A 20,737-nucleotide genomic window follows, 5' to 3' on the forward strand; every position below is an offset into this window, starting at 1 on the left:
CATCTTATAACTTTCGATATATCCTCATACCAATCACCCATTCGGACCGGATATCTCGATATTATCATCAGATATGGATAGCTCATTATTAATCACCCAGTAAAATAGCAGGGTTCCAATCGAAACAACTATAATAACTGCAATAAAAATAAATTTTATAGCATTCATATTTCCAAACATTCTATAAATCATGAATCAAACCACCCTCGCCCTTCTTTGTTTACGAATCTCATCTATATTTAGTTTCATATCTTACAAAACTGTAAGGCTGCTGAAAGGAAAATACATACCACAATCAAGTCAATCCATATAAACTTACAGTAGATTAAAAAGTATGGAGGTAAAAAATATGAATCAGCATGTATTACATGTGAAGAACTTAAACAAAGTATATGGAAAGAAAAGTGAAAATCAGTACCATGCATTAAATAATGTTTCATTTGATATGGCGCGAGGTGAGTTTGTTGGAATAATGGGTTCCTCGGGTGCAGGTAAAACAACATTATTAAATGTTATTTCAACATTGGATAGCGCAACCTCGGGAACGATCGAAATTGCCGGAACGAATATTACTGCAATGAAACAAGGTCAACTGGCTGATTTCCGTTCCGAGCAGCTTGGCTTTATTTTTCAGGACTTTAATCTGCTGGAAAATTTAACAGTCTATGAAAATATCGCACTCCCTTTATCACTCCAAGGAGTTTCTTCAAAAAAAATTAAACCAAGTGTACACAAAGTTGCTGGAAAACTTGGAATTGAAGCTATTCTGGAAAAATACCCTGTGACAATTTCAGGTGGTCAAAAGCAGCGTGCAGCAGCAGCCCGTGCTCTGGTTCATGAGCCTGCAATGATTTTAGCAGATGAACCAACTGGTGCGCTGGATTCTAAAAATGCTAAAAGCTTAATGGAAACATTGGTGCATTTAAATGAAAATCTTGATACATCGATTATGCTTGTGACACATGATCCGCTTAGTGCGAGCTACTGTCAGCGTATCCTGTTTATTCAAGACGGAAAGCTGTTCAAAGAGATTCACCGAAAAAACTCACGTACTGCATTTCATCAGGAAATCCTTGATGTTCTTGCTGAATTTGCTGAGTAGAAAGGAAGGCAGCACATGTTATTAAAATTATCATTTTCCAGTATGAGGAAATCATTCAAAGATTACTTAGTTCTTTTATTTGGACTCACGATTTCTATTGCTATTTTTTATATGTTCCAGACATTGGCACAAAACAAAGCCTTTATTGAGTCCAACGCTATGATAAGCCAAATAGTGTTTATTTTCCATGTTGGGTCATTTATCTTGGGCGCCATCACTGTCTTCTATATTTTTTATGCCACTTCTTTTATGCTGACATTACGGCAAAAAGAAATGGGTATGTATATGACACTTGGGGCCAAGAAGGGCAAAATCACCCAGCTCATGTTTTTTGAAACCTTTTTCATCGGAATTATTTCATTAGTTATCGGTATTGTAATTGGTATTGGCCTTGCCATGGGTGTTGCAGAACTTTTCATGTGGCAATTGAATTTTAGTGGAGAAGGGTTCGAGGCGTTTTATATTTCTTCACTGACTACTACCGTTATTTTTTATATCGCATTATTTGTTCTCACTTCCATTGTTAATGCATGGCAGATTGGCAGGAAAAGTGTCTTAAACCTGCTACGTGCCGATCAGAAGCAGGATCAAATAAAAACAAACGGACTAAAAACATTTTTCGGTGTATTCTTTGCCCTTATCTTAATCGGTGTAGGTTACTATGCAATGATGAACATGGCAGAGTTCAAACAATTTGGAGTAATTTTAGCAACAGTTACGATTATTCCCGGAACCTATTTAATATTTATTTCGCTGCTTCCCTATTTCATAAAAAAACTGAAGCAGAACCGATCATTAAATGAAAAAGGGATCAATTCGTTTACATTGGGACAGCTGCGCTTTAGAATGTTAAATTTAACAAAAGTACTTGGAACAGTTGCCATGCTCATCGCCCTTGGACTTGGTGCAATGACAGCAGGTATTTCTTTTTACCATAACATCGAAATACAATCATCTATGTTCCATGCAAACGATGTTGTCGTACACCAGCCTGATAATGAAGACAAGGAAATACTTGAGGCAATCGATTTCACAGAAGAAAATGTTTATCACTACAAAGCAGACGGCAAGTCGGTTTACTTTCTAAAAGAGGATTTACTAAACAATCCTCCAGGAATAAAAAAATTCACAGACCAATTTGAACTGCCAAAAACAGTAAGGGTAGATAAGGCATTGCCTGATGAAAAATACTCCTTATATGAAAGCGAAAACGCCAGTGGACTGCCTGAGGACTGGCAACAAGCACTCTCTACCGAATTAAATGCCAGTTATCAAATGTTTGGCGATAAGGATATATTTATTTATTCCACTACAGCATATGATAAAATACCAACAGACGAGCTTCAGGTTACTTTAGGCAAGGTAGATGATTTCACAAATTATTTACCACACCTGGAAAAACTCAATGAAGGGCAACTTCAGCTTGCCGAATCATATCGTGGAGAAAATGTAGAAGTAGTCGGAGGAAAGTACAGCAATTATATTGCTTTTCAGGCAATAGCTAGCGGAACAATCTTTATGGGATTATTTTTAGGAATAGCCTTCCTTATGATGATGGCGAGTGTATTAATGTTTAAATTATTATCAAGTGCGGGTTCTGATGTCAGCAGGTACAACATGCTGCGCAAAATCGGTGTTCGGAAAGGTTTACTCGTAAAATCTATTTACAGGGAACTGTTTCTGCTCTTCCTTTTCCCAGCCCTAGTCGGATTGGTTCATGTACTTGTTGGGATGCAGATGTTTTCATTCATTATAATCGAACCGTATGCGAAAATATGGATTCCTATAAGCATATTCCTGTTAATCTATGGAATTTATTATTGGATTACCGTTCAAATGTATAAACGGATTGTATTACCAAAAGAAATCTAATAAAACAAACAAGCAGCCACAAAGGTTGCTTGTTTTTTATATACAAAATGATAAATTTAAAGCACTTCAGGTATCGCAATAATAAATTGATAAGCAAAATATCCGGAGAAACCAATTAATATTACTCCTGCAATGATGGAAAACCTTTTGATCATTGAAAGACTCATTACTTTTCTGGTTGTAGCCACAATTGTTAGTAACCCTATGTCATGCAATAAAATTCCAGTTAAAATACCTGCTGCAATAATTAAAAAATGGGCTGGTTCAGCTGCGTTATATGAACTTGTAAGTACTGCTCCAAATACACTTAACCAAAAAACAATATTACCTGGAGATAGCGCAACAAGGAACCCGTTACGATAAGTAGACCTTAATGATTTGACAGGTTTCTCACCTGCTAATGTTATGTCACGATCTGCATTTTTAATTGAATCATAGCCGATTAGAAACAAAAATATTGCACCAACTAACCACATTGGTATTTGAATGAAGGATAGTTGCAGAATGGAAGCAAGTCCAAAATAAAGAGCTGTGATTAAAACAAAGTCTATAGTCATCCCGCCTAATCCAACAACCCAACCATGCATGAATCCATTCTTAAGACCCTGTTTTATCATTTCTACTGTAATTGTTCCCACTGGCATTGCAATAGCAAGCCCCGCTATAACATATGTAAAAAACAATGCCATTTAACCACATACTTTCATAAATAATATTATGCTGGCTTACTCGCTTTCTTATAAAGATAAATGTACAGGACCATCGAAAGCAGCACGGAACCTGCTGATGTAGCGTATATCACACCATACCCATACATAAATGCAAGCTGCCCAAATACAATTGCTCCAATTCCAATTCCTAAGTCAAAAAAGGAGAAGAATGTTGCATTTGCCATCCCTTTGCGATTTCCCGGTGCCTGATCAACCGCCCAGGCCTGCAATGCCGGCTGAACAGAACCAAACCCCAAACCATATATTCCCGCAGCGATTAACATCGTTGTCATGTCAGGCAGCCATGATAATAAAAGCATCGCAATAAATATAAAGAAAGTTCCTGGCAAAAATACATATAAATGCCCTTTTTTATCATAAATTTTCCCTGCAAATGTACGTGATATCATTAGAAAAATAGCATATACCAGAAAATACAGCTCAATTCCATCAACATTTTGATTTGCTGCATGCAGCGGCAAAAACGTTGCAATTCCTCCGAAAGTAAAAGTAATAAAAAATAATAGCAAAGATGGCTGAATTGCACTTTTTTCAAAGATATCAAATTTCACTGTAGCTGTTTTATGAGCAGATTCCTCCACTTTTTTATAGCGTATTTTGGTTGATAGAAGAAAGGCGACCAATCCACAGGAGGCACAGATTAAAAATAACTGTGGAAATGAAATAACACCAACTAATGTCAATCCAAGCGAAGGGCCAAATGCTAGGGCAATATTACCTGATAAACCAAAGTAACCCATTCCCTCTCCACGGCGCTTCGGAGGAATCAAGTCAGTGGCAATCGTCCCTGTCGCAGTTGTGGAAAATCCCCAGCCTACCCCTTGCACAACTCTAATCATTAAAAGCAGTGCGATACCTGTAACCATTGAAAATGCACCAACTGACAGCACAAAAACAGCCAGTCCAAACATATAAACAAAGCGTCTCCCCTTTGATTCCAGTGAATGGCCAGCGTATGGACGCATGATTAAGGCTGAAAATGTAAATATTCCGACAATAATTCCAACAATTTGGTCACTTCCTCCTAGCTCCTTTACGAACAAGGGAAGTGTCGGTAATGTCATTTGAAACCCTAGAAAAATAAAAAAATTAGCCAGACATACAAGCACGAAATCGCGTGTCCATATTTTGTCTGGTTTTGTCATTGTTTGTGTATTCGATTGCGACCCCATAAATGTCTTCCTTTCTTCGATACTCGAAACATATTATACAGGAGTGTTATATGAATTGGAATGGTTATATTATAGTAGTTACAGATGCAGATTTTAACCGAAAAGGTACTATTCCAACAGTGATGTTTTAATTAGTATGTAATCATTACAGCAACTGACGTATAATTATTTTATTTTCAGCTGAACATGGTATAATATAATTAGAAACTTAATATATTAAAAAGAGCCCAGCTGTAACTGGGCTTTTGGATAAGCGGTTCCCCCAAAGGGATCGGCTACTGTATTACAGTATAGACCTCTCCTAATAACTTTTCAGGGCTAATAGGGAGGTCTATTTATTTTTGATCAACGTAATGACCAAAGCGAGTAGTGCAATCAGCAAGGTACCAAAACTTCCTAGTACCATCAAGACCTCATACATACTCATAAGCATCACCCCCTTTTTAAAAGGGTTAGCCGACCGCCCATAAAAAAACATTATCCATTGTTAGTATACCACACATATATAGAACATATGTTCTTTTTTCAGAATTGTTGAAGCAACAAATAGACCCCGGTGAAAAACAAAAGACCATATGTCAACAGACGAAATAATTTCTGATTAATCCACTTAAATAATATCTGTCCAACAATTAATCCAATAATTACAAGCGGTAGCCCCTTCAAGCCGGAAATCCAAATCTCTTTTGATGTCCCTGCAAATATTACCTGGATGATTAAGCTTACAAAATAAATAAATAAATAAAACGCCAATGTTGTTGCACGTAATTGTTCCTTTGTTGTATCAGTACCGGAAAAGTACAATAAAATTGGCGGTCCCGGCATGCCGATACTTGTCGTAAATGCTCCGGACAGTCCCCCAACAGCAAAATCCCGATTTGTTGTACGAGAAATGCGGAAATTAAGTATTAGCAGTGTTGTCAGAACTAAAATTAAAATACTGACTCCGAGTTTAAGAAAAGTCGTGTCGATTAAAGAAAATACAGTGATCCCTACCGGCAGTCCAACAATGCTGCCAATTATAAACTTTTTCATTATCCCTTTATCGACATCATGTCTGATTTTCATAATCAATGCACAGGAAATAACCAGCGATAATATTAGGTTAATTTGTATGGCTTCCCTTGGTTCAAACATAATTAATAAAAATGGGGTCGCCATAATCGAGAAACCAAAACCGGTACTGGTTTGCAGTATGGAAGCAAGCAAAATAATACAACTAAATAAAATAAAAGAGTCCAATTAAAACACCCACAATTTAAAAGTAATAACATTAATAGTAACACAACGAAGAATGGCCGGGGAATGAATCCCGGGCCATTTTTTTAAAACCTATTCACCAATCACTCCACATGCAATCCTGTCTCCCGCATCACCAGAGGGCTGTGATTTATTATCATCTGCCTTGGAGTGAATCATGAGCGCTGTTCCGCCTTCCTTATACAATGAATTATCCTGATCTTTCTCCAATGTAACCATTTCTGCAGTTACATCCACATTTGCCGTTCCATCTTCAGCAACATCAATATTCGGAAGATCTCCGGCATGTGGTCCTTCGGGGTCATCAAAACCGTGGTTGGCATCAGTTGGGTTGAAATGTCCACCGGCTGATTTAAAATCAGGGACTTCACAATTACCGGTTTCGTGGATATGAAAACCATGTGTCCCTGCTGGAAGATCAGTTCCTTCGAGTGTGATATCAACTCCTGTATCGCCTTTCATAAGTGTTGCTATTGCAACTACATTCCCTTCTGCATCATTCAAGGAAACCAATACCTCTTCCTCTTCTGTTGCATTGTCAGTTTGTTCCTCACCCGATTCACCAGATCCGTTATTATTTTCCTGTTCTTCCTGACTCTGCTTGTCCTGATCCGCATTATCCTGCTGTTCCTCTTCAGTCCCACCACAAGCTGATAGCATAATAGCAATCACTGCAGTGAATAGAAATAAGATCCAACGTTTCATATTAGTATTTAGCTCCCTCCAAGATAGTTATATACATTTTCCACAAACAGGAAGTAATTTAAACATATTTACTATAATCTCGTTCCTTATCCCTATTGCTAGTAAGTTTCCCGTGAAAAACCTATACTTAAGGAAAGATACTACCTGAGGAGGTTACTTACATGGGTATTTTTGATGGAATGATGGGAAATGCATCAGAGATTTCAGCAGGTGATGCGGAGAAGGAACTTACCGAATTACTTACTTCTTCAGAAAAAGTAGAACATGCCTACAAATTAATTCGTGATTTATTCGTCTTCACCAACAAACGACTCATACTGGTTGACAAGCAAGGCGTAACAGGAAAGAAAATGGAGTATCATTCGATTCCCTACAAAAGTATTACACATTTTTCCGTAGAAACAGCGGAGACGTTTGATCTGGAAGCCGAACTAAAAATCTGGGTATCAGGCAATAGCGTCCCAATCCAAAAAACATTCAACAAACAGCTTAATATTTATCATGTTCAGAGTGTTCTAGCATCATATGTTTGTTAATTGAAAGTCAGATTGAGTGAGAAGTTTTCTTAGGAACTTTTGCAGAAAAAGCCATCAAAGCTCTTCTCACGCAAAAACAGATCCCGTCATTTAGACAGGATCTGTTTTTGTTAGTTAATTATTATGCAACTGCAACTTCTTCTTTCCGCTTTTTATTCTTGGCAGTTGGAGTATGACCTTTCAAGAAAGGAAGAATCCATCTGTCCAGTCCAAATCTTCCAGCATTATAGCCTGCAACGATTAGGAATACTGTAATCAATACCATCTGTGCGTTTGTGCTTACTGTTCCACTGAAAAGAAATGCGAAGTTCATAGTAATTCCCATAAGTGCTGCAAAGTTAGTAAAAATACCTAGAATAAGTGCAATACCTACTAAAAACTCTCCCCACATTACCATAAAGCTAAACAATTCAGCGTTTGGCAAAGCTACTGCTTCCAGAAATGTTGCCCACCAGCCTTGAATTGCTGGATTTTCTCCACCCGCACCTGCAATAGCTCCCTGAATAAATCCACTTGCGTCAAATCCTCCACCGGTTATTTTTCCAAATCCACCAGTCAGCCATTGATATCCGATATAGATCCTTAGAAAAGTTAAAATCCCTGCAACTATTTTATTATTACGAATAAAATTCATCATTACTTCCATCTCCTTTTAATAATTTATTATTTCCTTGTTCACTATTTCACAATATATTGTAAATGTATTTCCTTGGTACACTTATATAATAACATGATTTTATAATATGGAAATAAGTTTGTGCACAATTTCACAATGTTGCAACAAAGTTATGGCAAAAATGTGAACGACTAGAATTCTTTATTCCACATATCAGCGGTTTTAGTGGTTTTAACACGCCACATTCCACTAGAAATACTCCAACAAGCAGTCCCAACACGAGCCCAGGAAGAACATCCCACACATTTAGAAATAACGAAGAGCCAATTGTAGGATTCCTTTTTGTTCTGTAAGAAAAAATATCATACTGTTAATGTATCAAATTATGATATAACTCTAGACATATATATCACATCATGATATATTGTTTTTAGATATATATCGTTTTCTGATATGTCATAAATATAATGAAGGTGATTGATTGAAGAAAACTGAGCAATTAACAGATTCAATGTCTTATATTATGGCTGCTTTAACTAAACCAAGGCATGGTTACGCCATTATGAACTTAATTGAAGAAACAACAAAAGGGGCAATTACTATAGGTCCTGCTTCCATGTACACGATTATTAAAAAGTTATTAAAGCAAGAATGGATTTATTTGTATGACGAGTCGAATTCAAGACGTAAAACATATCTGCTTACTGAAAAGGGCAGAGAGGTATTAGGAGAAGATTTGAAGGTAAGAAAATTAATGATTCAATTAGCGGAGACTGGACTCGAGGAGGCCTAAGAATGAGACAAACAAAGTATATTACGTCAGGTGGGTTAGCTTTCTCTGAGAAGAAGGACATGGAAAAATTACGCAGCTATTCATTCAAGGGATGGCATGTCAGTAAATTTACATTTATGGGATATACGCTTGAAAAAGGAGTAAGCTCAGATTATATCTACAGTCTAGATTATCGTTGGTTAAATGATGATGATGAAGAGGAATACTTTGAGTTTTTTTCATCTGCTGGATGGTCACATGTTACCTCAGAAGGAAATATTCATTTATTTAGGGCGCACCCTGGTACAAAGCCGATTTATACTGACCGTGAAACAACGGTTGAAAAGTATGAAAACTCAACTGTGGGCATGTTAAAATTTGCAATTCCGTTAGTTTTAATAACAGCACTCGTATGGGTTGTAGCAATGATAGTCTCTGGCACCTTAAAATCAATACTTCTTGTAGCAGCTGTAATTCTCAGTGCAATTGTCGTACCAACAGTTTGGACTGTAATCACAGCATACAGTAACAAATGGAAGGTAGAAGGAAGAAGAGGATTGGGCAATCTAGGGAAAACTATACCATTCCTATTCTTATTAATAGCTGTTATTATTTTGTTATTTGGCGTTGGTACAGGCGCTACAGTTGACATCTTAACATCTATGATGATTGGAGGGATTGCACTTCCAACTGCTATTTGGCTCATCATGTCCCTTTATCATAAAATCGGGGGGAAGAGAGGTTAGAAAAGAAAAAGCTGAATCTTGCGGACTATTTATCCGTATTACAGAATGGAAAGTTGATTGGTACATTTGAAAAGGAAGAATTAATTGGAGGATACCGGCGCTATTGGATGAAAGTATGTTGGAATGGACAGACGCACTACGTCCAAGTCCGGTAGAAATTATTAGAGGGAAAGGAAGAATAACACCACATGGAAACAATGTTATCTGTAGAAAGTCTCGGTAAATCATTTAAAGACAAACAAGTAATTTCAAACATCTCCTTTGAGGTTCAAAAAGGGGAAATCATGGCTATTCTTGGTCCGAATGGTGCTGGGAAGTCAACAACAATCCGAAATATTATGGGGATCATGTATCCGGATGAAGGATCGATTGTTTTTCAAAATAGTAATGGAAAAGATATTCCCCGTCATATCATTGGATATTTGCCAGAAGAACGAGGACTTTATAAAAATGTAAAAGTAATGGATATTCTGCTTTATTTAGCGGAACTCAAGGATTATCCACTGGACAAAGCGAAGGAACGTGCGCTTGCTTATTTGAAAAAATTCGATTTGGAAGGAAAAGAAAAAGTCTCCGTTGAAGAGTTGTCGAAAGGAATGGGACAAAAAGTACAATTTATTGCTTCGATTATTCATGAACCAGAGCTACTTATTTTAGATGAGCCCTTTTCCGGACTCGATCCTGTCAGCCAGGAATTATTCAAAGATGAAATTCGTAATTTAGCGGATAATGGAACAGCAATCCTCCTATCCTCCCATCAAATGAACCTGGTGGAGGAAATGGCTGACAGGTTATTCATGATTCATCGCGGGCAGAAGGTGATCTACGGGACGATGGAAGATGTAAAAACACAATATGCGAACTTTAAGTGTACAATTCACGGAAAAAACGATCTTTATGATTTAGAACGTATACCGGAAGTTCAGCGTGTGGAACAAAATGACAACACATCTATTCTTTATTTATCCAAAGATGTTCAGCCAACTATTTGGTTGAGAAATCTGCCTGAGGATATCGTCATCCAGGAACTGGCTATCGACCGGGTTTCGCTTCATGAAATCTTCATCGATATTGCCACAGATAAGAATTTGTTTCAGGAAGCAGGTGAAGTGAATGCGTAACACAATGAAAGTAGCTAAATGGGAAATTAAACGAAACATGAAAAATAAAACATTTCTTATTGGGATGTTTTTAACACCTGTACTGATCATTGGTTTTATACTTATAGGGTATTTGTTTAATGATTCAGATAGTGAAGAAGCGGAAACTACAAAGGTAATTGTAAATGATCAATTAGATGTTTTCTCTGAGCTTCAAGCAACCGCCGATCAAGCTGGATTTAACTGGCAAATGCATCAAACGGAACTGGAAGAGTCCAAGGTGAAAAGTGAGTTGGATGGCACCGAAAATACGGCTTACTTATTTATAGACGATCGTGCTATGACTGAGGGAAGTGTACCCGTATATACGAGTGAAGAGATAGATCAATTTTTTATCAATCAAGTTCAAGTATTGGAAACGCCGCTTAAAGCATTACAAATGAAACAACTTGGATTATCCGATGCGGAGCTGGCAATCGCCTCAAGTGGGATTTCCTTTGAAGAGGCAGCCAATGAAAATGTTGCAGTAACAGAAGAAGCTGATACAGAGGAAGCGCTCGGTGCAGATCCGATGGAACGTATTGTACCAGGCGCATTTGCCGGGTTTATCATGCTTTCAATCGTTTTTACGGGTATGGCAATATTCCAAAGTGCTTCCCAGGAAAAGAAAGATAAAATTGCTGAAATCATTTTATCATCACTAACACCAGCAGAATTAATGCAAGGAAAGATCGTCGGATATTTCGTACTAGGAATTATCCAATCTGTAGTCTCTATCGGGCTAGTATTGCCTGTCCTTATATGGAGGATAGATATCCCGATCATGGAATATTTATTAGTACCTGAGCTTGCATTATTAATCGGTATCGCCATTCTGGGCTTTTTGCTATTTGCATCCATTTTTGTTGGAATTGGAGCAACCATGGCGGATATCTCTACAGCCGGGAACTTCCAGGGTATGGTTATGATGCTGCCATTCTTACCATTTATCTTTATTGGACCTGTTGCAAGTGATCCAAGTGGATTAATGGCACAAATCGGCACCTATATTCCATTTACATCTCCAGGGGTCTTACTCCTTCGCCTATCCATGTTAGATGAATGGCCGTGGATGGAAATAGTAATTTCATTAGCTATTTTAATCGTAAGTGTCTGGATCTTTATGAAACTGGCAGGGAAAATTTTCAAAGTGGGAATTTTAATGTATGGGAAAAATGCTACACCAGGCGAGATTTGGAAGTGGATTCGTGCGTAAGTAATAGTCTTAGTCAAAGTGGAGCGCTTGATGATGTGCTCCACTTTTTAATTCCAGAATTTAACCAAATTGATGATACCCCTTACAATTCCTCTTAGGGCAAGAAAGATGAGTTCCGGGATAGTTAACAGTATATCGAGAAGCCAGTGATCTTTATCCTTCTTTTTCTTTTTTTCCATTGATTCACCCCGTTTAGTATTTATAGATCTATGGTAAATCAGCTAGTAATTTGAATTCATGTTTTGCATCCTTACCAGTTATAAATCCTTCCTCACTTTCTAATTGTTCTAATTCTTCATTGCTTAAAGGCTGATCATCAGATTCTAATTCATCTATCTCTTTCCAAGAAGCTGGTGTTTTTCCTGAACGTTCATTCAGGAATTGCATGAAATCGTAAACTGATTTTTTATCCTCTTTGTTCAGACGGTCAATCATGTTATAAAGTTCCTTTTTACTGATAGCCAATGTAATCACCTTTTCTCTAAATTCTTAATTTTATTATATAATATGTTAGCATATATCATAAAATATTACATTTACTCTGCCATTTTTAAAAATTGTATTATTCATAACTTCCTCACTAACTTCTAAAATTCCTGCCCCTAACATATAAATCAATAAAAATCATAAACCTGTAATGATTCTTAATTTTACCTTATACTATAATTATCTTAGAAAATCTGACATTCATTAAAGGGATTCTTGAAAGCGTATTTTGCTTTCTTAGGACCCCTTATACTTTGGGGTGCAAGCCCTAAGGTGAATGGCTTAGTTACACTTATGCAGATAGGAAACGTTTTATACTTTCCTATCTACCAAAAAAGGGGGATAATATGAAATTAGCAGTTATCCACGGGTCAACTCGAATAAATGGGAATACAGAGTATTTAACATATCAAGCTGTACCAAAGGGAAAAGCAACCCATATTTATTTGCGGGACTATCATATTCAGCCAATTATCGATGAACGGCATGAAGAAAAAGGCTTCCAGGAAGTTGATGACGATCATCAGGAGCTTATTGATATAATGCTGAAGCATGATATTCTTGTTTTCTCCACACCAATTTATTGGTACAGTATGTCTGGTGCAATGAAAACTTTCATTGATCGCTGGTCACAAATTATGAGAGATCCGAACTACACCCATTTCCGGGAAGAACTGGGAAAGAAGAAAGCATACCTGATCGCAGTGGGTGGGGACAATCCACATATTAAAGGCCTCCCACTCGTACAACAATTTAAGTATCTTTGTGATTTTTATGGCATGTCCTTTGAAGGGTATGTTATTGGCAAAGCCAGCAAACCTGGAGATATCCGAAATGATGTAAGGGCATTGCAGGCTGCGTCGACATTAATCAAAGAGTTATAGGATGACAGCCTTGAATTATGGAAGACTTCTAATTATAAATAACAGGTTCAGTATTGGGAGAGAAAAATGCTAATAACACACCGATTAGCACATCTTCCAATAGCGTATTAGCAACATAAAAAGCACGTGAAATAGCTCAGAATTTAATCTGAGCTATTTTTGACGTTGTATCTTACTGTACTTCTTCAACTAACTGTCAGTTAGCTTAATAGCATTTTAATTACTTAATATTATATTTGTTCTCTTTGAGAGTATCAAAGTATTGACTGTATTATATTAAGCCATAAACAACCGAGCCCATAATAAATAATCCACAAGTCACAGCACTTAGGAGATATGTTTTGTTTTCTCTCGTAAAATTCCATTTCATTATGGTACGAAAAGCGAACATAATGGCCATACCAAGAAAAATTAGTATTCTGAGATGAGGAAATTCATTTATTGCAATAATCATTACGATAAAACTAATCCAGTAGAGTATTCGCTCCCCATATTTATGTAGTTTGTTTACGTATTTCCCTTCTAATTCAGGTATTTGCATATCCCATTTTTTTATTAGTCTTCGATTGATAAATTGATCTAAAATAAGAATAGCAATCAAAATGATGAGAATAGGTATCACTTTAAGTCTCCTTCCTACTGTCATTAGATTCAGACGCTAAACCTACTTGATTAGCATAATGGCAATTCCCTTCTTCGACAATTGCCATAGAGTTGAAGATGAAAAAGAGGCTTTCATTAAACAATAACCCCCTATCGATGAACATTAGTTTTTACTTTATTTCATCTTTCAGAAGTAACTTAACTCCTATCAAGTAACCGATTAAGGCTGCTAATGCACCAATAATTATTGATATAAAAGAGTTTATATCAGGAAAAAAGAATTCCTTAACAAAAAGGATAACCCCTACAAATTTGTTGAAAAGATAATCAGACCGCACACTTTAGCTAACCTGCAATGTTAGCACAAGAAAAATTATTTAAAGAAATAAAACCATATGGTATTCATCAAAATATGTATCATTATATTTCAAAGCATTTTTTTCAGTTCCAAATACTTTAAAACCAAATGATGAGTACAATCGTTTAGCTGATGAGTTAGTTGTAACAACTGTTAAATAAACTTGCTCAATTACTCTTAAATCTCTGGCCTTTTGAATTGCTTCCACCAGTAATGCCTTCCCTATTCCATATCCACGTTTTTCTTTAGTAACATACATAGCCACAATACTTGTTTTGTGCCATAATTTAACTCTTTTTTCTTTTACTAATGTAACTACTCCAATAAGTTCATAACCATAGAAAGCACCAAAGGTAAATGAGTCTTGTGGTGATTTGAATCTATTTATGTATTTATCCACTGATTGGTTTTTTTCTTCTTGATAACTTGATGCAAATGCCTCTGGATTATTCTGTAATGCCTCAAGTCTCATATTAAGATATTGGTGAGCATCTTGTGCAATTAATTGTCTAATCTTCATTGCCATCTCCCCTAAAAGATCAAATCTCATAACTTTTTTTGCATAAAGTGATCATTAAAATTTCAAGAATATGTATCATTGCAATAGATTAAATATAGGTTATTGACCGAATTCATAGTTGAACAAAGTATAAACCATAAACAGCATTTCTGGATTGTGTTTATTATTAGGATTCATAATTAATTGATAAACGGAATCACTTATTCTATTTCCCGTTGCAACAGTATTATCATTGTTGTAAATTTCGGTTTTTGCACCAATTCCAAATGACTTAAAATGATAAGTATTTTGTCCATATTCAAGATATAGACTTTCTTTTAGTTTCGCTGCGTTTTTTATTGAATAATCAGAATGGATGGTTCCTACTTCTTTATCGTTATGATAAATAATCCATTCTTTATTTCCGTGAATTTTATTTTCATTTTTTTGTTTAAAAATCACTTGATCATTATTTAATAGTGAAAACGATAGATTAAGGTACCATTGACCAGAGTTATCCATCACATCTGCAACAATGCGCTTCCACCACCTATGATAAAACCGATGATACGAGCCCAATTGTGTTGTATCTTTATACATTTGTTTTGTTGTAGTTGACACCCTATCCCCTAGCCGAGTAACCATATTCTTTTCAGCCTGGTTGGGGTAAAAATCACGATCTTTGTTATATTGCCATTTCATAATAAATAAAAGCAGCACAGAAGCAATAGGGAACAGAAGTAGTAATAGTAGTTGATTAAGTTCAAATTCTCCTATAATGATATAACGAAGCGATAGTCCAATAAAACCAGCAATAAATAGCACAATTAATCGACTCAAAAAGATGCCTCCTCTCTAATTCAAAGATGATATATTGCTACAATGGCATACACATTCCCTTTCTAATATACGGAAATACTCTACAATAAGTTTCATTTACTTCATGTCCAAAATAATATAAAACGCTATAACTATATCTGAATTTTACTGGTATAGTTTTTAATTGCCACGTTTAACCACTTGTAATCTTCCAGCCCCTTGTCGGTGAAGTTATATCAAGAAAGCTAAACAGTAATGCCTTAATTAATTTCGATCTTACTTCGAATAAACTCTGCCCTTTATTCCACAATCTAACCCGATCACTTAATAAACAAGTTGCTAATTGCTATGTTAATTTATGCCACCAAACCTAAATATGGAATTTTATCACCATCTAATTTAACAATGAAAATCGGACCCTTTTTTTCTTCAAGCTCATATATCTCTGTTCCAGTAGGTAATTTTGAAGCAGTAAAATTCTCAAATTCTTTACTGTTGTCTGTTTGATTTTGAATTTCACCAACTTTTTCGCCTAAGGTGAGTTCTTCTTCATTGACCCATTCTATATCCTTTGCATTTGTATAAACAGTACCATCGAAGGTTAATCTAGTTACCGCAAACGGGCGCTTTAATGGAATAACACAAGCAGAAAACATTAAACTTTTTCATAAAAAATAAACTTAAAACTACAGGAACAGAATCCATTTTGAGCAAACTTTCTTTCAAAATGGATTCTGTTTGTTGTTTGCGAGATATTTTTAATTAAACTTTATTCTAAACCTACATTATTTTACTGTTAAAAATTTTAAACTATTACTGTATATAACAATATTGCCGGATTATATAGCTTTACGACATTAGAAAATCCGATTACCCTTTTTTACTAGGTAAAAATACTTTTCATCTAGTTCATCTGATCGATTTTTTGCTAAATAAGTTTAAACTCTACTTGTTTTGGCTAGAGCTAAGTACTATTATTAATTTAATAGTCATAATTTTTCCCACAACAAAGGAGGCTCACATGCGAAAGATTCGACATTTTTCTATTTTTATTGGATTTCTACTATTTTTATTCTTATTTATTCCTTCTGCTAGTCATGCAGAAAGCAAGGACACCTACGAAGTTGGTACATCGATACTAAATGTAAGAGCAGAACCTGCTAATAACTCTAGTATAATCGGGTTGCTTAGCGAGGGGGATCAGGTCGTTGTATTCCAGGAGAAATACGGATGGGTACAAACGTATTATGGTGGTGAAGAGGCTTGGATTGCCAAACATCATTTAGTTCCTGTTAGTATTACTGAAAAAAGCTCACACTCGGTTTCACAGGCTGCATCAGGAAAAATCACTGTAAGTGCCAGAAGTGTTAATGTTAGATCTGGGCCTGGTACAGACTACTCTATTATTGGGTCAACTTATTCCGGGGATACATACAACTTGGTAGAATCATCAGGGGAGTGGCATAAGGTTTCTTTAGCCAATGGATCTACTGGATGGATTGCTGGATGGCTAACGAACTCGTCTGATACAGAAGAAGTACCTTCGAATACGAATTCGGACAATGTGGTGAATGTGCCAACAAAACAAACGACTGATAAATCACTGGCAGGCTATAACATTGTTCTTGACCCAGGACACGGAGGAAAGGATCCAGGCGCGATTGGATTAGGTGGGATATATGAAAAAGACGTCATCACTTCCACAACCGGTAAAGTAGCCGAGCAACTGCGAAATGCTGGCGCAACTGTAATTGTAACAAGATCAGGTGATTATTTCGTTTCACTGAATGAAAGAGTACGCATTAATAATGTATATAATACACATGCATTTGTGAGCCTGCATTACAATGCATATCCGATTATCGCTGTAAATGGGGTAAGCACTTATTATTCCAGTGAATCGGACCAGAATCTGGCGCGAGATGTCCAAGCTTCTCTAGCTTCAACAGTCAATATGTATGATAGAGGAGTTATGCAAGCAGATTACCGAGTATTACGCTACAGTAATGCACCATCTATTTTAATGGAGCTTGGATTTATTACAAATCCGAATGATCTTTCTATCGTTCAAACAGCAGATTATCAAAGTAAAGTAGCCCAGGCTGTTACGAATGGATTAATAAATTACTTTCATTAATTTGCAAAAATAGCTGTCCCGAGGAGGACAGCTATTTTACATTTAAAAACATACGGCTTAATGCAGCCATTTACCGGATTTTATCTTCGCAGTCTTAGGCGACAGTGGTTTTCCATCATTTAATTCCCGTACACCTTGCTGAAATTTAATATGGATATAAAGCTCCTGGATAATATCCTCCATTGTAACATTATCGGGTAGGTCTTTAATCAATTTAATAACCTCTTCTTTGGCGTTCATATTACCTGCCTCCCATTCAAACTAGTACTTCAAGTATAACACTACCCATCTTTCTTTGCTTTTTTTGCATATATCATGCCCAAAATATCATTAAATTGGTGTGTTTTGACCTCGAAGCCTTTTTCAGATAACCAGTTTAAGAGTAATAATTGATCAGCATAATATTCATCTTCTATTGCTACAATTGCTTCCGTATTACCTGACTTCCTAAAATCCCCCATCACCTGTTCACGATCGTCTTCATTAAGAAACATCAAATCTGCAATACAAATTTGCCCATTTGGCTTTAATACTCGGCGCATCTCTTCCAGTGCGAGTAATTTTTCATCATCTGTCAAATGGTGCAATGCATAGCTTGAAACTACTGCGTCAACATGATTATCCATCAAAGGAATGGCAAGAAAATTTCCTTTTCGTACTTCGATCAATGGATGTTTTTCTTTACACATCTCGAGCATTTTTTCAGATTGATCCACACCTATGACTTTTATTCCTTCAGTTAAAAATTTCGAACCCAGATTTCCTGTTCCAATTCCAATATCCAGGCAAGTTTCTCCTTGCTTTAATTGAACCGTATCAACTATCATAGCCAGTGCTTCATCATAGTCCTGATGAACATTAAAGGTGTGACCAATTCTTTTAATGTTTTTATCAAAGTCATCTGCCCAGCTATCAAAGTTCCATTTATCCTGCCAGTTTTTACGAATATTTTTCAAGTTCTTCAAGTGATTTGCCAATGAAAGGATATTATCCATTGAATAATGATCATCCTCTGTCTTCTCTACCATTTGATCTATTGCATGAATCATATCCTTTATTTCAATCCATTTATCAAATAACGCTGAGCGCTGCACATTTAAATAGTCTTCCATGCTCATTTTTGGATCTTCCAGTATTTTCTTTATATCCATGACGCTAATACCTATTTCACGTAACGCCAAAATTGTGCTTAACCGGAGAATATCCTTTTCGGTAAAATACCGGTAATTATTTTCTTCATCTTTTTCCGGTGAAATTAATCCTTTTTCTTCATAAAATCTGATTGATCTTGAAGTTGTGTTTAATTGCTTTGCTACTTCATTTATATGCATGCTATCCTCTCCTCAAGTTATACTATAAACGTTAACGTAACGGAAAGGTAAAGAGAAAAATATCATTCATTTTTTCAATCTAAAAATAAGAATGATATACTAAATGCAATCATTCAATAAGCGAGGTTTTTCAAATGCATCATAAAATTAAGGAAATCGTTGATTATACTGCCGAAAAGTTTAAACTAGACAACTACTATTTAAAAAGACATCATATTTACCAGGAAAAGAACGGTTTAAATGAGGAATCCTTTGTTTTGAACATGGAATGGTTTCCAAGTAAAGTAAAGCATACAGATGATGACCATAATCCCGCTGGAACAGCCAGTATTGATGTGGATATTCATACAAAATTAGTGCGTAGTATTATATTTGTTCAAGGTGTCTCTTATGCTCATTCCAATTTCCCGTCTGCATCTGAGAAAGAAAATATAATTGAATGGGTTGAAGAGGAAACCGGTTTGGAATTTGGCCGTCAATTCAGGCTCATTGGCGATGAGGAGCGTAAACTTAGCTTCCGGGCTGCAGTTGATAATGTTGCCGTTTATCCTGCAGGTTCCATTGATGTGAAATTTAATCAGGAGGGTCAGCTCGTCTTGTTTTCAATCCATGGCAATTTCCCAAATGAGTCACAATTAAATTGGGAACCATTTTCACTCACACCTGAAACAACTGATCCAATTGCAGAGGAGCAATTCAAATTACTTGAGATTCCACTGGAGGACGAAGAAAAGTGGAAAGCTGTATACGGGGCTCCAGCTGTTTTTGTAACAAATGATGGGAAACGTTTTATTTCATTTGAGGAAGTGGAAAATCAAGGCTCCTATGTGAAAAAAGATGTTATGTTGGAATGGGAATCTCAAATTCATGAGGAATTTACGAAAGAATCAATCGACATTTCACTAGAAGTTACGATTGAACAAGCATTGGCAAATGAGACAAACACAGACAATCAGCCCTTAACAAAGGCAGAAGAAGATAAGGCTATCACAGAAACAAAACAATTTATGCAACGTGAATATCCAAATGACAGTGAGAAGTGGAAATTAACACAATTGCACCGTGAACATGGGTATATTTTCGCTGAATTAAAACCAGCTGCACCAGACCAGCGTGTGATTGAACGTAAAATTAAGGTTGTGATTGATGAGGAAAATTACACAGCCATAAACTATTTCGACAATAGCGTCATCCTTGATATGTTTGGGCATTTCGAAAGTGCCGATGAACCTGCTATTTCTAAGGATACTGCCTTCGAAAAGCTGCGTGGTCATATTGATGTTACTCCAGTATATGTATATGACAAGGAACAGGAAAGCTATATTCTATGCGGGAAAATAGATTGTGAATATGGTGTGGATGCAGTTACGGCTGAAGTTATTTTGCTGGATGAATTATAAGTGGAGAATCGGCACCTGAGCCGATTCTCTTTTTTGATCATGGTGTTTTCTAAAAGATTGGGACTGCGCACTGCTCGTCCCACCGAAGCCATTTGTTTTTGACATAAAAGATATAGTGCGACGTAATTACCGCTCCAGAAATTCACTAAAGCCTTAGGGATTGAAAACTGGTACAAACGGTCGAATAAAACGTCTCCCTATGCCCGAACAAGGACAAACTTGAGAGATAATACAGAAAGTTGAGAGATCACGGTAATTAGTTGAGAGATAACCCATGAATCACCGATTATGTCTCAACTTTCTTCGGTTATGTCTCAACTTCCATGTTAGTTCTCTCAACTTTCCACGGTTTT

General features: G+C 36.3%; 25 protein-coding genes. 10 read left to right on the plus strand and 15 right to left on the minus strand.

Annotated features, from left to right (window positions below):
* Positions 1 to 33: 33 nt before the first annotated feature.
* A complete protein-coding gene (locus CIL05_RS22020; protein ID WP_165769021.1) occupies positions 34 to 192 on the minus strand; it encodes a hypothetical protein in 159 nt (52 codons plus the stop codon).
* A 157-nt stretch (positions 193 to 349) separates the two neighbouring features.
* Between CIL05_RS22020 and CIL05_RS02160 the strand changes: the two genes are divergently transcribed.
* Together CIL05_RS02160 and CIL05_RS02165 are read left to right on the plus strand one after the other, a co-directional pair.
* Entirely contained in the window at positions 350 to 1,102 is a 753-nt protein-coding gene (locus tag CIL05_RS02160) for an ABC transporter ATP-binding protein (protein WP_095653850.1), read from the plus strand.
* A gap of 15 nt (positions 1,103 to 1,117) precedes the next feature.
* Positions 1,118 to 2,974, plus strand: coding sequence for an ABC transporter permease (locus CIL05_RS02165; protein ID WP_095653851.1), 1,857 nt, complete (start codon positions 1,118 to 1,120; stop codon positions 2,972 to 2,974).
* A 56-nt stretch (positions 2,975 to 3,030) separates the two neighbouring features.
* Here CIL05_RS02165 and CIL05_RS02170 read toward each other — a convergent pair whose 3' ends face one another.
* From CIL05_RS02170 to CIL05_RS02190, 5 genes are all read right to left on the minus strand, one after another.
* Positions 3,031 to 3,663, minus strand: a complete 633-nt coding sequence (locus CIL05_RS02170; RefSeq protein WP_095653852.1) for a LysE family translocator — start codon at positions 3,661 to 3,663, stop codon at positions 3,031 to 3,033.
* A 26-nt stretch (positions 3,664 to 3,689) separates the two neighbouring features.
* Positions 3,690 to 4,877: an MFS transporter gene (locus tag CIL05_RS02175; RefSeq protein WP_095653853.1), complete on the minus strand. Its 1,188-nt coding sequence runs from the start codon at positions 4,875 to 4,877 to the stop codon at positions 3,690 to 3,692.
* 331 nt (positions 4,878 to 5,208) lie between these two features.
* Positions 5,209 to 5,304 (minus strand): putative holin-like toxin, encoded by a 96-nt coding sequence (locus tag CIL05_RS02180; RefSeq protein ID WP_240510080.1) that lies wholly within the window; start codon positions 5,302 to 5,304, stop codon positions 5,209 to 5,211.
* Between the two features lie 98 nt (positions 5,305 to 5,402).
* On the minus strand, positions 5,403 to 6,119 hold the full coding sequence (locus CIL05_RS02185; RefSeq protein WP_095653855.1) for a sulfite exporter TauE/SafE family protein: 717 nt from the start codon (positions 6,117 to 6,119) through the stop codon (positions 5,403 to 5,405).
* Between the two features lie 90 nt (positions 6,120 to 6,209).
* Complete coding sequence (locus CIL05_RS02190) at positions 6,210 to 6,842, minus strand: superoxide dismutase family protein (protein ID WP_095653856.1); 633 nt, start codon at positions 6,840 to 6,842, stop codon at positions 6,210 to 6,212.
* Between the two features lie 161 nt (positions 6,843 to 7,003).
* Here CIL05_RS02190 and CIL05_RS02195 point away from each other — a divergent pair, with 161 nt between their 5' ends.
* Complete coding sequence (locus tag CIL05_RS02195) at positions 7,004 to 7,378, plus strand: PH domain-containing protein (protein ID WP_095653857.1); 375 nt, start codon at positions 7,004 to 7,006, stop codon at positions 7,376 to 7,378.
* Positions 7,379 to 7,499: 121 nt separating this feature from the next.
* On the opposite strand, the gene CIL05_RS02200 is transcribed toward CIL05_RS02195, so the two are convergent.
* Positions 7,500 to 8,015 (minus strand): DoxX family protein, encoded by a 516-nt coding sequence (locus tag CIL05_RS02200; RefSeq protein WP_095653858.1) that lies wholly within the window; start codon positions 8,013 to 8,015, stop codon positions 7,500 to 7,502.
* Positions 8,016 to 8,475: 460 nt separating this feature from the next.
* Here CIL05_RS02200 and CIL05_RS02205 point away from each other — a divergent pair, with 460 nt between their 5' ends.
* From CIL05_RS02205 to CIL05_RS02220, 4 genes are all read left to right on the plus strand, one after another.
* Positions 8,476 to 8,787, plus strand: coding sequence for a PadR family transcriptional regulator (locus CIL05_RS02205; protein ID WP_095653859.1), 312 nt, complete (start codon positions 8,476 to 8,478; stop codon positions 8,785 to 8,787).
* A 2-nt stretch (positions 8,788 to 8,789) separates the two neighbouring features.
* Positions 8,790 to 9,512: a DUF2812 domain-containing protein gene (locus CIL05_RS02210; protein ID WP_095653860.1), complete on the plus strand. Its 723-nt coding sequence runs from the start codon at positions 8,790 to 8,792 to the stop codon at positions 9,510 to 9,512.
* Between the two features lie 188 nt (positions 9,513 to 9,700).
* Entirely contained in the window at positions 9,701 to 10,633 is a 933-nt protein-coding gene (locus tag CIL05_RS02215) for an ABC transporter ATP-binding protein (RefSeq protein ID WP_095653861.1), read from the plus strand.
* Positions 10,626 to 11,867, plus strand: coding sequence for an ABC transporter permease (locus tag CIL05_RS02220; RefSeq protein ID WP_095653862.1), 1,242 nt, complete (start codon positions 10,626 to 10,628; stop codon positions 11,865 to 11,867). The genes CIL05_RS02215 and CIL05_RS02220 overlap by 8 nt, the downstream gene beginning before the upstream one ends.
* 47 nt (positions 11,868 to 11,914) lie before the next feature.
* Here CIL05_RS02220 and CIL05_RS22755 read toward each other — a convergent pair whose 3' ends face one another.
* Together CIL05_RS22755 and CIL05_RS02225 are read right to left on the minus strand one after the other, a co-directional pair.
* Positions 11,915 to 12,046 (minus strand): hypothetical protein, encoded by a 132-nt coding sequence (locus tag CIL05_RS22755; protein ID WP_276245323.1) that lies wholly within the window; start codon positions 12,044 to 12,046, stop codon positions 11,915 to 11,917.
* A gap of 28 nt (positions 12,047 to 12,074) precedes the next feature.
* Positions 12,075 to 12,332 carry a hypothetical protein gene (locus CIL05_RS02225; protein ID WP_095653863.1) on the minus strand — a complete coding sequence of 86 codons (258 nt, stop codon included), beginning with the start codon at positions 12,330 to 12,332 and terminating at the stop codon, positions 12,075 to 12,077.
* Positions 12,333 to 12,700: 368 nt separating this feature from the next.
* On the opposite strand from CIL05_RS02225, the gene CIL05_RS02230 reads away from it, so the two are divergent.
* Positions 12,701 to 13,237: a flavodoxin family protein gene (locus CIL05_RS02230; RefSeq protein ID WP_095653864.1), complete on the plus strand. Its 537-nt coding sequence runs from the start codon at positions 12,701 to 12,703 to the stop codon at positions 13,235 to 13,237.
* Between the two features lie 271 nt (positions 13,238 to 13,508).
* Here the strand turns inward: CIL05_RS02230 and CIL05_RS02235 are convergent, their stop codons facing one another.
* From CIL05_RS02235 to CIL05_RS02250, 4 genes are all read right to left on the minus strand, one after another.
* Positions 13,509 to 13,859, minus strand: coding sequence for a DUF4181 domain-containing protein (locus tag CIL05_RS02235; RefSeq protein WP_095653865.1), 351 nt, complete (start codon positions 13,857 to 13,859; stop codon positions 13,509 to 13,511).
* 358 nt (positions 13,860 to 14,217) lie between these two features.
* Positions 14,218 to 14,718 (minus strand): GNAT family N-acetyltransferase, encoded by a 501-nt coding sequence (locus CIL05_RS02240; protein ID WP_095653866.1) that lies wholly within the window; start codon positions 14,716 to 14,718, stop codon positions 14,218 to 14,220.
* Between the two features lie 99 nt (positions 14,719 to 14,817).
* Positions 14,818 to 15,537: a hypothetical protein gene (locus CIL05_RS02245; RefSeq protein ID WP_095653867.1), complete on the minus strand. Its 720-nt coding sequence runs from the start codon at positions 15,535 to 15,537 to the stop codon at positions 14,818 to 14,820.
* A 335-nt stretch (positions 15,538 to 15,872) separates the two neighbouring features.
* Positions 15,873 to 16,172 carry a hypothetical protein gene (locus CIL05_RS02250; protein ID WP_095653868.1) on the minus strand — a complete coding sequence of 100 codons (300 nt, stop codon included), beginning with the start codon at positions 16,170 to 16,172 and terminating at the stop codon, positions 15,873 to 15,875.
* A 365-nt stretch (positions 16,173 to 16,537) separates the two neighbouring features.
* Here CIL05_RS02250 and CIL05_RS02255 point away from each other — a divergent pair, with 365 nt between their 5' ends.
* Entirely contained in the window at positions 16,538 to 17,653 is a 1,116-nt protein-coding gene (locus CIL05_RS02255; protein ID WP_095653869.1) for an N-acetylmuramoyl-L-alanine amidase family protein, read from the plus strand.
* Positions 17,654 to 17,710: 57 nt separating this feature from the next.
* Here CIL05_RS02255 and CIL05_RS02260 read toward each other — a convergent pair whose 3' ends face one another.
* Together CIL05_RS02260 and CIL05_RS02265 are read right to left on the minus strand one after the other, a co-directional pair.
* The gene (locus CIL05_RS02260) at positions 17,711 to 17,893 is read right to left on the minus strand and encodes a hypothetical protein (RefSeq protein WP_095653870.1); all 183 of its coding nucleotides are present in this window, start codon (positions 17,891 to 17,893) and stop codon (positions 17,711 to 17,713) included.
* A 41-nt stretch (positions 17,894 to 17,934) separates the two neighbouring features.
* Entirely contained in the window at positions 17,935 to 18,984 is a 1,050-nt protein-coding gene (locus CIL05_RS02265) for a MerR family transcriptional regulator (RefSeq protein WP_095653871.1), read from the minus strand.
* Positions 18,985 to 19,118: 134 nt separating this feature from the next.
* Between CIL05_RS02265 and CIL05_RS02270 the strand changes: the two genes are divergently transcribed.
* Entirely contained in the window at positions 19,119 to 20,384 is a 1,266-nt protein-coding gene (locus tag CIL05_RS02270) for a hypothetical protein (RefSeq protein ID WP_095653872.1), read from the plus strand.
* The last annotated feature ends 353 nt before the right edge of the window (positions 20,385 to 20,737 follow it).

Source organism: Virgibacillus profundi (assembly GCF_002287375.1).
In the GTDB taxonomy this organism is placed as follows: Bacteria; Bacillota; Bacilli; order Bacillales; family Amphibacillaceae; genus Virgibacillus_K; species Virgibacillus_K profundi.

Excerpts from the sequence above, each read along its gene's own strand:
- CIL05_RS02190 (WP_095653856.1), bottom strand. The coding sequence starts at position 6,842 with ATGAAACGTTGGATCTTATTTCTATTCACTGCAGTGATTGCTATTATG.
- CIL05_RS02160 (WP_095653850.1), top strand. The coding sequence starts at position 350 with ATGAATCAGCATGTATTACATGTGAAGAACTTAAACAAAGTATATGGA.
- CIL05_RS22755 (WP_276245323.1), bottom strand. The coding sequence starts at position 12,046 with ATGGAAAAAAAGAAAAAGAAGGATAAAGATCACTGGCTTCTCGATATA.
- CIL05_RS02200 (WP_095653858.1), bottom strand. The coding sequence starts at position 8,015 with ATGATGAATTTTATTCGTAATAATAAAATAGTTGCAGGGATTTTAACT.
- CIL05_RS02270 (WP_095653872.1), top strand. The coding sequence starts at position 19,119 with ATGCATCATAAAATTAAGGAAATCGTTGATTATACTGCCGAAAAGTTT.
- CIL05_RS02180 (WP_240510080.1), bottom strand. The coding sequence starts at position 5,304 with ATGAGTATGTATGAGGTCTTGATGGTACTAGGAAGTTTTGGTACCTTG.
- CIL05_RS02165 (WP_095653851.1), top strand. The coding sequence starts at position 1,118 with ATGTTATTAAAATTATCATTTTCCAGTATGAGGAAATCATTCAAAGAT.
- CIL05_RS02230 (WP_095653864.1), top strand. The coding sequence starts at position 12,701 with ATGAAATTAGCAGTTATCCACGGGTCAACTCGAATAAATGGGAATACA.
- CIL05_RS02195 (WP_095653857.1), top strand. The coding sequence starts at position 7,004 with ATGGGTATTTTTGATGGAATGATGGGAAATGCATCAGAGATTTCAGCA.
- CIL05_RS02240 (WP_095653866.1), bottom strand. The coding sequence starts at position 14,718 with ATGAAGATTAGACAATTAATTGCACAAGATGCTCACCAATATCTTAAT.
- CIL05_RS02260 (WP_095653870.1), bottom strand. The coding sequence starts at position 17,893 with ATGAACGCCAAAGAAGAGGTTATTAAATTGATTAAAGACCTACCCGAT.
- CIL05_RS02210 (WP_095653860.1), top strand. The coding sequence starts at position 8,790 with ATGAGACAAACAAAGTATATTACGTCAGGTGGGTTAGCTTTCTCTGAG.
- CIL05_RS02220 (WP_095653862.1), top strand. The coding sequence starts at position 10,626 with ATGCGTAACACAATGAAAGTAGCTAAATGGGAAATTAAACGAAACATG.
- CIL05_RS02170 (WP_095653852.1), bottom strand. The coding sequence starts at position 3,663 with ATGGCATTGTTTTTTACATATGTTATAGCGGGGCTTGCTATTGCAATG.
- CIL05_RS02215 (WP_095653861.1), top strand. The coding sequence starts at position 9,701 with ATGGAAACAATGTTATCTGTAGAAAGTCTCGGTAAATCATTTAAAGAC.
- CIL05_RS02265 (WP_095653871.1), bottom strand. The coding sequence starts at position 18,984 with ATGCATATAAATGAAGTAGCAAAGCAATTAAACACAACTTCAAGATCA.
- CIL05_RS22020 (WP_165769021.1), bottom strand. The coding sequence starts at position 192 with ATGATTTATAGAATGTTTGGAAATATGAATGCTATAAAATTTATTTTT.
- CIL05_RS02175 (WP_095653853.1), bottom strand. The coding sequence starts at position 4,877 with ATGGGGTCGCAATCGAATACACAAACAATGACAAAACCAGACAAAATA.
- CIL05_RS02250 (WP_095653868.1), bottom strand. The coding sequence starts at position 16,172 with ATGTTTTCTGCTTGTGTTATTCCATTAAAGCGCCCGTTTGCGGTAACT.
- CIL05_RS02255 (WP_095653869.1), top strand. The coding sequence starts at position 16,538 with ATGCGAAAGATTCGACATTTTTCTATTTTTATTGGATTTCTACTATTT.